Below are 13,071 nucleotides of genomic sequence, written 5' to 3' on the forward strand. Positions count from 1 at the left end.
CCTTCCGAGCAGGCGAATTCATCACTGGACAGGTTCGGCCGCGCAGCCGGGGCACAGGCCCCAGTAGACGACCTCCGCCTCGTCGATCACGAATCCGTGATCGCCCGAAGCGGTGAGACAGGGGGCATGGCCGACGGCGCAATCGACATCCGCGATCGCCCCGCAGGAACGGCACACGACATGGTGATGGTTGTCCCCCACCCGGGTCTCGTAACGGGCGAGCGCGCCGGCGGGCTGGATCCGCCGGATCAGACCGGTTTCGGTGAGCGCTCGCAGGACGTCGTACACCGCCTGGTGCGAGACCGTCGGCAGATCGGCCCGCACCAGCGTGATCACCGTTTCGGTGTCGACATGCGGATGATCGCGCAGCGCCGCGAGCACGGCCAGCCGAGGCCGCGTCACGCGCAACGAAACCGCTCGCAGCTGTGCCTCGAAGTCGGACATCACCAAGGACGATAAGAGCGTCTTTGGAACGGGTCAAATCAAGAACCCCGGGGAGTGAAGGCCGGTTTCGAACGCCCTGACACCGGGTAGCCGTGGACCGAGCCATGACTTGCGTGAGGTGAGTTCATGACAACGACCGGCCGGATCGGTGTCGCCGACGTCGAATGTCTCGAAAACGCGGTCGATACGCTGCGCGCGTTGGACTACCGGCAGGGCGGCGCCTTTTCCCGCGACGCGGTGCACGTCGTGAAGTCGGTCAGCCTGCTGCTCAATTGGGGTGCCGTCCCCGGCGGGCTCCGGTCCCGGCTGCTGACCGTGCTCGCGGATCTGCACAATCTGCTGGGCTGGACGGAATTCGACATCGGCCGCCCCGTCCCGGCACGGCTCCGGTTCGACCGCGCGCTCGGCCTCGCCGCCGCGGCGGGCAACGACGATCTCATGGCCAACATCTGTTACCGCCTCGGCAGGCTGGCGCTGCACCACGACGACGTCGAAGGCGGGCTGGACCATCTCCGTCAGGGCCAAGCCGCCGCCCACCGCTGCGGTTCCCTGCGGGCACAAGCGATCCTGACGGTCAACGAGGCGTGGGCACTGGCCAAGGCGGGCGACGAGCGCGCCGCCCTCACGAGCCTGGCGCGGGCGGAGTGCGAGTTCGAGAACGCGGGCACCTGGGCGGCGCCACGACCGTGGGAAGCCTTCTTCGGCACCACGGACATGGCCGCGATGCGCGGGACCGTCCTGACCGAATTGGCCAGGACGGTCGCCGCGCGGCACAGCGAAGAAGCGATCGCGCGGCTACGCGACGCCGTCGACGGCTACGGCGTCGACATGTCCCGCAGCCTCGCGCTCACCCTGATCATGCTCGCGCAGAACCACGCGCTCCAAGGCGATTTCGACGAAGCCGTCCGCATCGGCGACGAGGCGCTGGACCTCGCGCGGGGCCTCGGTTCCACCCGCACCAAGGACCGGCTCGCGCCGCTGGCGGCACTTCTGCGCGGAGACGCCGATCCCGCCTCCCGCGACCTGCTCGCCCGGATCGACCGCTATCGCGCCGAACCGGCTCCTTGACCGGCGAAACGCCGTCCGAGCAGGATCGCGGTCGCCGCGAAGCCGAGACACAGCCCGGCCCAGACCCCCCAGCCGCCCCAGGCGAACACGTAGGCGCACAAGAACATCGCGGGCACGCCCACCGCCCAGTACCCCACGAGAGTGCAACGGAGGCCGGAAACGGTGTCACCGAGCCCGCGCAGCAGGCCGACGAGGATGTTCTGCGTTCCCTTGCTGTACTGCTGCGCGATGGCGAACACCAGCAGGGTCGACGCCGTGCCGAGCACCACCGCGTCGGTCTCGTCGCGCAGGAACGGCCACAGCAGCACCTGCGGCACCAGCAGGTATGCCAGGCCCACCACCGCCATCAAGGACCAGGAGAGGGTGAGCGCCTGGCGGGCGATCACCGGTGCGCGATCCCGGTCCCCGTGGGCGACCGCGCGACTGACCAAAATGGACGATCCCTGCGACAGCCCGATGTTGGCCTGGTAGACGATGTAGGCGAGCTGGTTCGCGACGTTCGACGCGGCGAGCATCGCGGGGCCGAAGGCACCCATCAGCATCGTCGCGATCGAGGTGATCGCCGCTTCCGAACCGTAGGTGAAGCAGATCGGCGTCCCGTGCCGGACGATGCGCCGGACCACCGCCCGATCCGCGCGCCACAGCGCGAGCGACACCATGGGGCGCAACTGCGGATCCCGCCGGAGGGCCGAGGCGAACACGGCGAGCGTGAAGAACTGGACCAACGTCGTCGCCAGGCCGATACCGGCGACGCCCAGCTCGGGCAGGCCCGCCCACCCGTAGATGAAGGCGGCGTTGAGGCCGGCGTTGACCGCGATCGACATCAGCGTCACGGCGAGGAGCGAACCCGGACGCCGCAACCCGACGGCGAACTGGCGCACCACGTTGAGCCACACCATCGGGAACAGCCCGCCGGCCAGCGCGAACATCATCGGACCGGCGAGCGACACGATCTCCGGTCTCTGGCCGAGCGAGGGCAGCGCGACGGCGAGTCCACAAAGGACGGCCGCGCCGACCGCCGCGGTCAGGGTCGCGACGAGCAGCGCCGACCGCAGGAGCGACCGGATCTCGTCCCGTGCCCGCTCGTCGAGTTCGCCGGTGCCGGTGCGGAGTTCCCCGGCCCCGGCCGCCGTCGCCACGAGGTTCCCGACGCCGGTGACCATGCCGACGCACATGGTGCGGATCTGGTTGTAGAGCAGGATCGCCAGCCCGCCCGCCGCCACCGCGGTCACCCCGAGCAGTCCGAGCATGGCCAGGTCGACGCTGGTGAGCGCGACCTGGGCCAGCTGGATCCCCGCGATCGGCGCGGCCAGCCCGACGAGGGCCCGGTAGCCGCGGGTCGTCACCGCCGTGCTCATCCGCCCACCGCCACCGGGGTCCGGCGCCCCGCCCGGTCGCGCGTGGCGACCTTCACGGATTCGGCGTAGGTGGCGAACCAGCGGTCCATCCGGCGATGGGCCAGTTCGTCGAGTACACCCCTGGCACGCAGCCACTCGTCGTCGTACACCGAATCGAGGTACTTCTCCCCCGCGTCGTTGCACAGCACCACGACGACACTTCCGGCCGGATACGCGTAAAGCCGCCGCAGCGCGACGTGGATCGCGCCGCCGGTGGTCCCGCCGACCAGCACCCCGGTGCGCCGGGCGACGACGCGGGCCCCGGCGAACGCGTCGCTGTCGGAAACGCGGTGGGCTTCGCCGATCACCGACCGGTCGACGTTGTCCCCGATCGGGAAACCGGCCGGGCTGCCCGCCCCGGTCTGGTGGTAGATCCCCGGCGCGCCACCGAAGATGATCGAGCCGATGGGTTCGACCGCCACGGCGTGGGTGCCCGCACCCGCCGCGCGCAGGGCGCGGGCCGTACCGCACAGGGAGCCGCCCGTGCCGATCGCCGCGACGAGCACGTCGACGTCGCCGAGTTGCTCGAGGAGTTCCCGCGCCAGCCCGGTGTAGCCGTTGCCGTTGCCGGGATGGTTGTGCTGATCGGGATGGTAGGCACCGGTTTCCGCGGCGATGCGGGCCGCCACCCGCCGCCGCTGGACCGAACTGACCCCGCCGTCCGGCGGGCAGTCGACGAACACCAGTTCCGCGCCGAGCGCGCGCAGCATGCCGAGTTTCTCGCGGGCGGCGTGGTGATCGACCACGGCGGTGAACCGGTAGCCGCGTTCCAGCGCGACCAGCGCGAGCCCGTTCCCGGTGTTGCCGGAGGTGGGTTCGACGATATGCCCGCCCGGCCGCAGGAGTCCGTCGAGCTCCGCCTCGTCGATCATCTGCCTGGCCATGCGCACCTTGCACGAGCCGGTGGGGTTGAGGTGGTCGAGTTTGAGCAGCAGGCGCGTGCCGGTGCCGGTGCGCGCGAGCTCCAGCAGCGGTGTGTTCCCGATCAGGTCGGACGCGCGCCGGACGATCGTCATCGGATCTCCTGGATCGGGTGGTCGGTGTCGAGATGCCAGCGATCGCCGTCGACCACCACTTTCGGCGGCAACGGAAGCTGGTGGAAACCGCTCTCGTTCTTGTCCATCTGGTAGCCGGCCGTGTTGGGGTACACGAGCAGGTCGCCGGTCCTCGGCCGCGCGGGCAGCTCCACCGCGCGCCAGGTCAGCACGTCGTACTCCATGCAGCTCGACCCGGCGACGATGGTCCGCACCGGCGTGCCGCCCGGCCCGTCCCGGCGCACGAGCAGCGGGTCGGGCAGGAACTCGCTGCCCTTCCACTGTTCGGACAGGCTCATGGACAGGCCCGCGACCGTGGTGATCAGGTGGTCTCCGCCCGGTTTGCAGCCCAGCACCGGGAACACCGAGAACCCGGCGCCGTCGACGAGGGCCCGGCCGGGTTCGAGCAGCAGCTCGATCCCGGCCGCGCGCAGGCGCTCCGCCAGTGTCTTCCCGGCGATCCCGTGCCGGAGGATCGCGGTCACCATCGCCGCCCCGGTCGGCGCCTGGTGGTACGGGTACGTCCTGGCCGGATTGCGGCCGGCGTGGAACCAGCCGTCGTGCCTGCCGGATTCGAACCGCGCCCAGTCACCGGCGTCCACATAGGACACGGCGATCCCGCCGCCCGCGCTGATCTTCGACGCGGGATGCCCGAGCGCGCGGGCATCTCGGCACAGATCGATCAGGTACGCGGCGAGTTCCGCCCGTGGCACGGGGTCGTAGCCGTCGAGGTGGAACGAGAAACCCCGCAGGACGACCGGGCCGCCGCACTGTCGCACCGCCGCTTTCACCGCGTCGGGCGCGAAACCGAACCGGCTCTCCGGCGCGGACGGCGGCCGCACCCGCAGCAGCACTTCGGCGGTCTCCCCCAGTTCGGTGGCGAGCCGGGCGACGCGTTCCAGCTCGTCGGCCGCGTCCACCGCGATGAGACAGCGATGCCGCAGGGCGAGCCAAAGGAGTCCGTCGGGTTTGGCGGCGCCGGTGACCCCGATCGAGTCGCCGCGCAGGCCGTTTCCGAGCGCGTGCACCAGTTCGGGCACACTCGCGACATCGACCCCCGTACCGGGACGCGTGCACTCCCGCAGCCACGCCGCCGCCTTGTTCGCCTTCTTCCCGTAGTAGACGGTGCCTTCGACACGTTCGGCGGCGAGCGCGCCGACCATTCCCGCGAGGTTCTCGGCGAAGGTGGCCGGATGGATCACGTGGAACGGGCCGCCGCCGACACCGCGGGCGATCTCCCACAGCGTCTCGGAGGCACGCAACCGGTGCGCCCAGGGACGTTCGAGCGCGGGCAGGGGCGGGGACAGGGTGTCGATCAGGTCCACAGGGCCACCTCGCGGCCGCGGCCGGCGGCGATGGCTCGCGCGGCCAGCGCGTGCGCCACCGGGATGTCGGTGATGATCATGCCGCTGCTGAAGGCGAACACCCGGTCTTCGTCGCCGCGGCGGCCGGGGGCCTTGCCCGCGAGGATCTCCGGGAGTTCGGCGTCGATGCGGAACACGCCGTCCGGACCCGCCATCCGCTGCCCGGTCACCTCGACCTGCGCGCCGCTGGTGGCCACCGTGTAGTCGGCCTCGGCGAGCGTGCCTTCCTGGACTCCCTTGCTGGCGACCGAGATCAGCAGCCCGCCCGGCGGCAGCCAGCCGAGGCGGATCTTCGGATGGGCCGCCCGGCCCGACGCGGCGACCACGATGTCGGACTCGCGCGCCGCGGCCTCCACGTCGTCGACGAGTTCGACCTCGCGGTCGGGGAAGCGCTCCTTCAGCGCGGCGACGCTGTCGCGAAGACCGTCGGGATGCGTGCCGAACAGCCGCAGCCGCTCCAGCTCCGGCAGGGCGGTGAGCAGGTACGGCAGCGTCCGGATCCCCTGCGCGCCGGTGCCGACCATGAGCGCGGATCGCGCGCCCGGCCGAGCGCAGGACCGCGCGATCAACGCGGTGCTCGCGGGCGTGCGGGTGGCGCCGACGCGGTGGCAGTCCATGAGCGCGAACGGCAGGCCCGTGGTGTCGTCGTACAGGGTGATGGTCGTGTAGTACTTCTCGGCCGACGTGCTGCCCTGGCGGTAGCTCGTCTTGAACGCGGCCTGTTCGAGGGAACCGTCGTAGCCGAGCATCGAGTACGCGACGGCGTCCCGCGCGGGGTCCGGCATCGGCACCATCAGCTTCGCCGGGTTCCGCGACGCCCCGGCCGCGTAGGCCAGATAGCCGTCTTCGACCATCGTGATCGCCTCGCCAGGGGTGAGTTCGAGGCTGTGCAGATCCGAGCGCGTGAGTATGTGCAGCGAGGGACCGGAGCTCATGAACGATCGACCTTTCTCGTGGGAAGGTGGCGCGCCGCAGCTTAATGAAAATGATTGTCTTTATCGATGACTGTGGTCCTTGTCACGCTAGGCTGGCGGCCGTGAGTGGACCCTGGAGCGCTTCGGAAAGCCGCGCGCGAGCGGAAGAAGTGCGGCATCTCAACGCGATCGGTCATCTGGCGCCGCACGATCACGCGACCGCGCAGGCGGGCCCGCTCAGCGGGATCCCGTTGGTGATCAAGGACAACATCCACGTCGCCGGGATGCCGAACACCGCAGGGACCCCGGCGCTGGCGGACCACGTTCCGCGTGAGCACGCGACCGTGGTCCGGCGGCTGACCGACGCGGGCGCCGTCGTCGTCGGCAAGGCGACCATGCACGAACTCGCCCTCGGCATCACCTGCGACACGACGCCGCTCGGCCCGCTGCGCAACGCGTGCGACCCGTCGCGGTTCGCCGGGGGCAGCAGCGGCGGGACCGCGGTCGCCGTCGCGGCGGGCATCGTGCCGGCCGGCCTGGGCACCGACACCGGCGGTTCGGCCCGGGTTCCCGCCGCGCTCAACGGGGTTTGCGGTTTCCGGCCGACCACGGGCCGGTACCCGTCCGACGGCATGACACCGCTGAGCAGCACGCGGGACACGGCCGGACCGATCGCCCGCACGGTCGCCGATCTCGCGCTCCTCGACGCGGTCCTCGCGGCGGAAGAGCCGGCACCGCTGAGCGAGCGCACGTCGATCCGGCTGGGTGTGCCGCACGGTTTCCTGACCGGCGACCTGTCCGAAGACGTCGAAGAACTCTGGGAGGCCGCGCTCGCCCGCTTGGGCGCGGCAGGCGTCACCCTGGTGCCGCTCGACGACACGCCCCTCGCCGAACTCGTCGTCGATCAGGGAATGCCGCTGGTGATCCACGAAGCAGGCGTCGGACTCCGGTCTTACCTCGCCGAGCACGTACCCGAGGTCTCCTTCGAGCGGCTCGTCCGCGAGATCGCCGCACCCGACGTCCGGGCGATCTTCGCCGAGGCGGTCGTGCCGGGCGTCGAGCCCGCGGTCTACGAGGCGGCCCTCGCCACCCGCCCCGCCTTGCGCCGCGCCTACGCGAAGATCTTCGACGAGAACGGCATCGACGCGCTGGCCTTCCCCACCACACCGGCGACGGCCCGGGACTTCTCGGCCGTCGGGAGCTTCGTGCACCGCGGGCGCGAGGTGCCGACGTTCCCCACCTTCATCCGCAACTGCCAGCCCGGCAGTATCGCGGGATTCCCCGGCCTGACCGTCCCGATGGGGCGCGCACGTGACGGCCTTCCCGCCGGGCTGGCACTCGACGGGCTGGTCGGGGACGACCGGAAGTTGCTGGGCGTGGGGGCTTTCGTCGAGCGGGTTCTGTAAGCGCAGGTCAAGCGCTTGATTGCCCTGGTCGACGGGAGTCGAACGGGCTCCAACCGTCCACTGTGGTCACTTCTCCGCGACCGAATGTCCCATTCATGGCGAAATGGGTGATTATGCCGAGGGGTCGTGAGTGGTAAATGTCGTTCTAACCCTCATTGCCACTCACGACCCCTTTGCGAAACGCCCAAATCGGGCACTCTCACCCCGGAAGAGTCCCTTGTGGACAGTCGAGAAGGAGTCAGGCCACCGTGGCGAGTGCCGCCGTTGCCCACTTGACCAGCGACAAACCTGATCCTGAAGGTAGCGAAGGAGGCCTTCACGCGCGTCAAACCCCGCCCTAAGCCCGAATGCTGGCCTGAAGCGCGTCGATCAGCGCCGCCGCAGCCGGAGGGTCGGGCGGATCGCCGTAGGTGACGGCGTAGATCTGGCGAGGGTCTTCGGCCAGTTCGGTGGCGTGCACCCCGGGCATCCGATGCGCGCGCAGCGCCAGCCGGGGCAGCGTGGTGACGCCCATCCGGGCCGCGACCAGCGCCTGCATGACCACGATGTCGTCGCTGACCATCGAAATACGCGGGGCGAACCCGGCCCGCCCGCAGATCGTGACGAGTTCGTCCTGGCAGCGGGTGCAGCCGCCGATCCAGGTCGAGTCACGATGATCGGCGATGGTCTGCCCCGGTTCGCTGGTGAGCAGATAGATCGGGTCCTCCAGCAGGTGCACGAGCCGGAGCCCCTGCTCCTCACGGGGCGTGTCCGCGTACCGGAAGATCAGGGCGACGTCGATCCTCCCCTCCCGCAGCATGCGCAGCGCCTCGCCCGGATGTTCGTCCACCAGCCCCAGTTCGAGTCCGGGATGCGCGCGGGCCAGCGTCGCGGCCGCGTCGGGGACGATCGTGCTCAGAATCGACTGGAACCCCGCCATCCGGACCCGCCCGGCGCGCAAGCCCACCTGCGCCGCCAACTCGGCTTCGGCGCCTTCGACCCGGCCGACGATCTCGGCGGCGCGGGTGGCGAGCAGTTCCCCTTCGGGAGTGAGCCGGATGCCGCGGCCGATCCGCTGGACCAGCTTGGCGCCCGTCGCCGCCTCCAACCTCGCGAGATGGTGGCTCACCGCGGGCTGTGTGTAGTGCAGTTCCTTCGCCGCCGCGGTCATCGAACCGTGCCGCGCGACCGCCGCCAGCACCGTGAGCTGCACCAAATTCAGCATGGATAAAGAATATCTATATCAAGGAAAGAACGTCGTCATTGGACGCCGCCCGGACGGCGGACCACGATGAGAAGCGACGAGAAGGGAGAACGAAAAATGACCGTCACCACCCTCAGACCCGGCCTCCCAGAGCTGATTAAACGTCTGAGCCAATGTACCGGGAGACCATCCGAACCCCTTGTCACCGCACAAGCCGTCGCGAATGTTCTCACCGAACTCCGCCCGACCCCGCAGCTGCTCACCGCGGCGGAACGCGCCGGCTCCCCCGACGGCTACACCCGCACCACCCTGCACGCCGAGTCCGCCTTTTCGATCGTCGCCCTGGTCTGGCGGCCCGGTCAGCTCACCGAGATCCACGATCACCTGGTGTGGTGCACATTCCTTGTCCTGCAAGGAACCGAAACCGAGACCATCTTCGACATCGACGACGATCGGCTGGTCCGGAAGGCCCAGCGGCAACGCCCGGCGGGGTCGGTGAGCGGCGTCGCGCCGCCCGACGACATCCACCAGGTGCACAACGCGGGCGACACCGTCGCCATCACCTTGCACGTGTACGGCGCCGATCTGAGCAAGGGGACCAGCGTGCGCCGCAATTACCGGATGCGCGCCACCGCGCGGTGAAAGGCGCAATCGGCAGGGCCATTTCGCCCAGCGCGCCCGACCGATATCGGCGCACGATTCCCGGACGCGCTATCCGGCGTTTCGGCGCCGCATGCCGATGGTCCCGGGAGCGGTCTCCACGAAACCGTGGCGTTCGTAGAGCCGCCATCCGGGTGGATCGCCGAGCAGATTGACGTACGCACCCGGCGCCGCGGCGTCGATCGCCGCGAGAAGGGCCTCGAGGACGGCGTCCCCGATGCCGCGGCGCTGGTGGGTAGGCAGAACGGCCATGTCGACGATGTGGAAGTACCATCCGCCGTCGCTGATCACCCGGCCCATCCCGACGGTCTCACCGGTGGGCCGGTGGATCACCAGGACCGACGTCCAGGCGCCGCCGACCCCGCGCTCCGCCTGTTCCCTCGGCGGTTCGCTGAGACCGGCCTCGCGGCGCAGCCGCAGGTAGTCGTCGACCGACGGGGAGCCTGCTTCCAGGCGGTAAGAGTCGTCCATGACGGGCTTGCCTTTCTGTCATACCAACGGCCTACAGCGTCGCACCCGGGGCCGGTCCATCCACAATGGCCCCACGGTGAATCACCGGAGCGAGCCCGGAAAACGACTTCACGAAGTCGATATCGGACGCCATCGGGTTTTCCAACGAAATCAACCAGTCCGTTACGCCGGGCGCCGGATCCTGGCTTTCCACGCGTCCGGTGCGGCGCGTTCGGAATCTGTATCCCCGTTCCGCCGTCCGGCCCAAATCCGGCGCCCCGCGTGGCGGCTTTTCGCCCTTGTCACCCGATTGCTGGTCCTCACCCGCGCGGATAAGCGGGAAGATCACTGCCGGACCGCGACGAAAGAGGATTCGGCGAAAAATGAGTACCGACGTCGCCGCGACGGTCGGTTCGACGGATCGCCCGAGCGAGCGAACCTGTTCTCGGCGAATGCGAGCGCCGCCCGGCCCGGGCCGACCGCACGGCCCGGGCCACACCGGGCGCCCGTCGATACCCCAAGGGGAACCATGAACCGCGTCACCACGCTCGTAGTAGACGATCAACCCCTCATCAGATACGCGCTCAGCAGGCTGTTGCGGGATTCGGCGGGGGTGGGGGCGGTGGCCGAAGCCGCGAGCGAGCCGGAAGCGTTGTGGCAATGCGAAAAGAGCCATCCCGACATGGTCATCACCGAGCTGTCGATCTGGGGTGAGCCCGCCGGGACCGCGATCTGCCGGTTCGTGAAGGAACAGTTCGAACGCGCGGCCGTCCTGGTCTTCGCCGGTGATTCGTCGCCATCGGCCATCGCCATGGCGCTGAACGCGGGCGCGGACAGCTTCGTGCACAAGTCGGCCAGCGGCGGCCAGGTGATGTCGGCGGTGCGCTCGACGCTCGCCGGGCAGCGAGTCTGCGTACAGGCGGGCGGAACCCCGCCGGCGGTCACCGAGGCCGTGCGCTACGCGAGCGCGATGACCAGACGGGAGGAGGAGATCCTCGCGCTGATCCTCTACCGGTGGTCGAACGACGAGATCGCCGAAGAACTGCACCTAGCGACGCAGACCGTGAAGAACTACGTCAGCCGGATCCTGCAGAAGCTGGGCTTCGGCAGCAGGCGCGACCTGTTCCGGGCGCTGCGTTTCCGGCCAGGAGGAAACCCGTTGCCACGCCTGGAGACGACCGAGCGCGAAGGCGAGTTGCACACCGCGGACGGGTACCGGGGCTAGCCCGGCCGGGCGAGCGGCGTACCGGGAGTACCGAGACCGGACGAGGTTCGGTACCCGCCGTATCCTGTGGCACCGAGATCGTTTTTCTAGCGTTGCTGTCATGACGAAGCCAGGTTCCCTGTTCCTGCTCCTCGTGCTCGCCGGAACCCCCGCCCCGGACACCGTGCGGGCTTCGTCGGCCAAGATCCACGAGGTGCTCGGCGGCCCGGCAGGCTACATCGACCTGCACAACACCGGCGCCACCACCCTCGACATCGGCGGCTGGTCCGTTCAGGCGTGCACGGGCGAGGCGACGCCCGTCGAACTGGCCGCCATGCCCGCCGGGAGCGAGATCCCCGCCGGTGACCATTTCCTCATCACCGCACAGGGTTTCGGCGGGACGGCGCAGCAACTGGTCGTCGAGGCGATCGTCGGGGACGGCGAGATGCTGCTGGACCGGCGCGGGGCCAAGGCCGACAGCGTCGGATGGGCGCCGTCGTCGCCCTGCCGCGAGAACCAGGCCGCCGTCCCCTGCCCCGGGCTCGCCCAGTCGAGGGACGCCGTCAGCCGCGACACCGACAACAACAAGGCCGACTTCGGTTGCGTACGGCCGGCCGACTGAAAGCACTCCACCAGCACGAGAAAGGTGCGGTCGTGACCGCGAACAGCGAACGCGGGGACGCGACCCCGCTGTGCGAACTGCTCGCCGAACAACGAATCGCGAAAGGATGGTCACAAGGCGATCTGGTCGTGAGGTTGCACATCCGCTCCGGCAACGACAGTGTGACCAGGGAAGAGATTTCCCGCTGGGAGCGGGGAAAACGCATTCCCGGTCCCTATTGGCGGCAGTGGCTCAGCGCTGTGCTGGACACCTCCAGCCGCGAGCTCGAACTCGCCGCCGCGGTCGCGAGAAGGCGGCGCCGGAGCATTATCGCGTGACGCGAAAGTACCGGAAAACTGGCCCCTTCCCGGCGGCACCCCGATTCTCGGATGATTGTCGGTGTCGGCACCGGCGGGAAAGGATTCCGGTCCGACGGAAAATCCCCCGGAAAACCAAGCTGAAAGGAATTTCCCGTGCGACGAATTCTGGGCGCTTCGGCGGTATTCGCGATGCTGGCGATGGGTATGGCCGGTGGTGTCGCGAACGCGGCGGGCGAGAGCGAGGGCACCGAGGCCGCCCCGCTCGTCTCGTCCACCGTGGTCATCAACGAGGTTTCGACCCGCGGCGTGAACGGTCTGCTCGACGAGTTCATCGAGCTGCGCAACGTCTCGAACCAGCCGCAGGACGTGAGCGGCTACGTGATCCGGATCTACTCGCCGTCGAACGTCGTGACCGACACGATCGTCCTGCCGGCGGGCACGATCCTGCAGCCGAAGGGCAACGCGGGCCAGTACGCGGTGCTGGTCGGGCAGAACTTCTCCGGCACCATCGTCGACCAGACCTACGTCATCCCCTTCACGCTGACCGGCGCCGAGGGCATCCCGACCGCCGGTGGCCTCTCGCTGCAGAACATGGCGAGCGCGAAGATCGACGGTGTGGCCTTCAGCAACGCGGTCGTGACCCCGCGTGAAGGCCAGGCCGCGATCCCGGAGAACGCCGTCACCGATCAGCTCAACGCGGCGAACACCCGCAACATCCTGAGCACCGACACCGACAACAACCGGCAGGACTTCTCGCTGCAGCTGCGCACCCCGGGTCTGTAAGTCCCCCAGCACCGACCCGTCTCTCGACCGGGCCCGGGCCGCCGTCGGCGGTCCGGGCCCTTCCCTGGCGGTATCTCGCCAACGGCGACATACCGCCAACGATAATTGTGTTCATCCGGGAACTCCTGCCTCATCCTCGGGAAACTCCATCTTCGCGGCGGCCGTGCCCACGGCCGCTTCTCACTATCCGAGGAGAGTGAGGCTCGATGTTCCCCCGTTCCCCTCACCTGACGAGACACCCCT

At 69.5% G+C, this 13,071-nt stretch carries 14 protein-coding genes; 7 read left to right on the plus strand and 7 right to left on the minus strand.

Going from position 1 to position 13,071, the window contains the following annotated elements; genetic code table 11:
• Positions 1 to 21 precede the first annotated feature (21 nt).
• Positions 22 to 444 carry a Fur family transcriptional regulator gene (locus tag AB8M46_RS02085; RefSeq protein WP_037341998.1) on the minus strand — a complete coding sequence of 141 codons (423 nt, stop codon included), beginning with the start codon at positions 442 to 444 and terminating at the stop codon, positions 22 to 24.
• A gap of 126 nt (positions 445 to 570) precedes the next feature.
• Between AB8M46_RS02085 and AB8M46_RS02090 the strand changes: the two genes are divergently transcribed.
• Positions 571 to 1,512, plus strand: a complete 942-nt coding sequence (locus tag AB8M46_RS02090) for a hypothetical protein (protein WP_394359395.1) — start codon at positions 571 to 573, stop codon at positions 1,510 to 1,512.
• Here the strand turns inward: AB8M46_RS02090 and AB8M46_RS02095 are convergent.
• From AB8M46_RS02095 to AB8M46_RS02110, 4 genes are read right to left on the minus strand one after another with little or no spacing between them, the layout of a single operon-like run.
• Positions 1,488 to 2,870 (minus strand): MATE family efflux transporter, encoded by a 1,383-nt coding sequence (locus tag AB8M46_RS02095; RefSeq protein WP_394359396.1) that lies wholly within the window; start codon positions 2,868 to 2,870, stop codon positions 1,488 to 1,490. The genes AB8M46_RS02090 and AB8M46_RS02095 overlap by 25 nt on opposite strands.
• The gene (locus AB8M46_RS02100; protein WP_394359397.1) at positions 2,867 to 3,925 is read right to left on the minus strand and encodes a PLP-dependent cysteine synthase family protein; all 1,059 of its coding nucleotides are present in this window, start codon (positions 3,923 to 3,925) and stop codon (positions 2,867 to 2,869) included. Before AB8M46_RS02100 ends, AB8M46_RS02095 begins: the two co-directional genes overlap by 4 nt.
• Positions 3,922 to 5,268, minus strand: a complete 1,347-nt coding sequence (locus tag AB8M46_RS02105) for a Y4yA family PLP-dependent enzyme (protein WP_394359398.1) — start codon at positions 5,266 to 5,268, stop codon at positions 3,922 to 3,924. The genes AB8M46_RS02100 and AB8M46_RS02105 overlap by 4 nt, the downstream gene beginning before the upstream one ends.
• Positions 5,259 to 6,242, minus strand: a complete 984-nt coding sequence (locus tag AB8M46_RS02110) for an ornithine cyclodeaminase (RefSeq protein ID WP_125736843.1) — start codon at positions 6,240 to 6,242, stop codon at positions 5,259 to 5,261. The genes AB8M46_RS02105 and AB8M46_RS02110 overlap by 10 nt, the downstream gene beginning before the upstream one ends.
• Positions 6,243 to 6,343: 101 nt before the next feature.
• Between AB8M46_RS02110 and AB8M46_RS02115 the strand changes: the two genes are divergently transcribed.
• Positions 6,344 to 7,627 (plus strand): amidase family protein, encoded by a 1,284-nt coding sequence (locus AB8M46_RS02115; protein WP_394359399.1) that lies wholly within the window; start codon positions 6,344 to 6,346, stop codon positions 7,625 to 7,627.
• Between the two features lie 337 nt (positions 7,628 to 7,964).
• Here the strand turns inward: AB8M46_RS02115 and AB8M46_RS02120 are convergent, their stop codons facing one another.
• Positions 7,965 to 8,831 carry a LysR family transcriptional regulator gene (locus AB8M46_RS02120; protein ID WP_394359400.1) on the minus strand — a complete coding sequence of 289 codons (867 nt, stop codon included), beginning with the start codon at positions 8,829 to 8,831 and terminating at the stop codon, positions 7,965 to 7,967.
• 96 nt (positions 8,832 to 8,927) lie between these two features.
• Between AB8M46_RS02120 and AB8M46_RS02125 the strand changes: the two genes are divergently transcribed.
• Positions 8,928 to 9,452, plus strand: a complete 525-nt coding sequence (locus AB8M46_RS02125) for a cysteine dioxygenase (protein ID WP_394359401.1) — start codon at positions 8,928 to 8,930, stop codon at positions 9,450 to 9,452.
• Positions 9,453 to 9,521: 69 nt separating this feature from the next.
• On the opposite strand, the gene AB8M46_RS02130 is transcribed toward AB8M46_RS02125, so the two are convergent.
• The gene (locus tag AB8M46_RS02130) at positions 9,522 to 9,941 is read right to left on the minus strand and encodes a GNAT family N-acetyltransferase (protein WP_394359402.1); all 420 of its coding nucleotides are present in this window, start codon (positions 9,939 to 9,941) and stop codon (positions 9,522 to 9,524) included.
• 508 nt (positions 9,942 to 10,449) lie between these two features.
• On the opposite strand from AB8M46_RS02130, the gene AB8M46_RS02135 reads away from it, so the two are divergent.
• From AB8M46_RS02135 to AB8M46_RS02150, 4 genes are all read left to right on the plus strand, one after another.
• A complete protein-coding gene (locus AB8M46_RS02135) occupies positions 10,450 to 11,145 on the plus strand; it encodes a response regulator transcription factor (protein WP_081975893.1) in 696 nt (231 codons plus the stop codon).
• 100 nt (positions 11,146 to 11,245) lie between these two features.
• Positions 11,246 to 11,746, plus strand: a complete 501-nt coding sequence (locus AB8M46_RS02140; RefSeq protein ID WP_394359403.1) for a lamin tail domain-containing protein — start codon at positions 11,246 to 11,248, stop codon at positions 11,744 to 11,746.
• 32 nt (positions 11,747 to 11,778) lie between these two features.
• Complete coding sequence (locus tag AB8M46_RS02145) at positions 11,779 to 12,063, plus strand: helix-turn-helix transcriptional regulator (RefSeq protein ID WP_037341979.1); 285 nt, start codon at positions 11,779 to 11,781, stop codon at positions 12,061 to 12,063.
• Between the two features lie 135 nt (positions 12,064 to 12,198).
• Positions 12,199 to 12,828, plus strand: coding sequence for a lamin tail domain-containing protein (locus AB8M46_RS02150; RefSeq protein WP_043848321.1), 630 nt, complete (start codon positions 12,199 to 12,201; stop codon positions 12,826 to 12,828).
• Positions 12,829 to 13,071: the final 243 nt, after the last annotated feature.

It is taken from the genome of Amycolatopsis sp. SB7-3 (genome assembly GCF_041021335.1).
GTDB classification, from domain to species: domain Bacteria; phylum Actinomycetota; class Actinomycetes; order Mycobacteriales; family Pseudonocardiaceae; genus Amycolatopsis; species Amycolatopsis japonica.

What these genes read in the sequence shown, in the direction of transcription:
- AB8M46_RS02125 (WP_394359401.1), top strand. Translation starts at nt 8,928, where the DNA reads ATGACCGTCACCACCCTCAGACCCGGCCTCCCAGAGCTGATTAAACGT.
- AB8M46_RS02085 (WP_037341998.1), bottom strand. Translation starts at nt 444, where the DNA reads ATGTCCGACTTCGAGGCACAGCTGCGAGCGGTTTCGTTGCGCGTGACG.
- AB8M46_RS02120 (WP_394359400.1), bottom strand. Translation starts at nt 8,831, where the DNA reads ATGCTGAATTTGGTGCAGCTCACGGTGCTGGCGGCGGTCGCGCGGCAC.
- AB8M46_RS02140 (WP_394359403.1), top strand. Translation starts at nt 11,246, where the DNA reads ATGACGAAGCCAGGTTCCCTGTTCCTGCTCCTCGTGCTCGCCGGAACC.
- AB8M46_RS02110 (WP_125736843.1), bottom strand. Translation starts at nt 6,242, where the DNA reads ATGAGCTCCGGTCCCTCGCTGCACATACTCACGCGCTCGGATCTGCAC.
- AB8M46_RS02090 (WP_394359395.1), top strand. Translation starts at nt 571, where the DNA reads ATGACAACGACCGGCCGGATCGGTGTCGCCGACGTCGAATGTCTCGAA.
- AB8M46_RS02100 (WP_394359397.1), bottom strand. Translation starts at nt 3,925, where the DNA reads ATGACGATCGTCCGGCGCGCGTCCGACCTGATCGGGAACACACCGCTG.
- AB8M46_RS02135 (WP_081975893.1), top strand. Translation starts at nt 10,450, where the DNA reads ATGAACCGCGTCACCACGCTCGTAGTAGACGATCAACCCCTCATCAGA.
- AB8M46_RS02095 (WP_394359396.1), bottom strand. Translation starts at nt 2,870, where the DNA reads ATGAGCACGGCGGTGACGACCCGCGGCTACCGGGCCCTCGTCGGGCTG.
- AB8M46_RS02130 (WP_394359402.1), bottom strand. Translation starts at nt 9,941, where the DNA reads ATGGACGACTCTTACCGCCTGGAAGCAGGCTCCCCGTCGGTCGACGAC.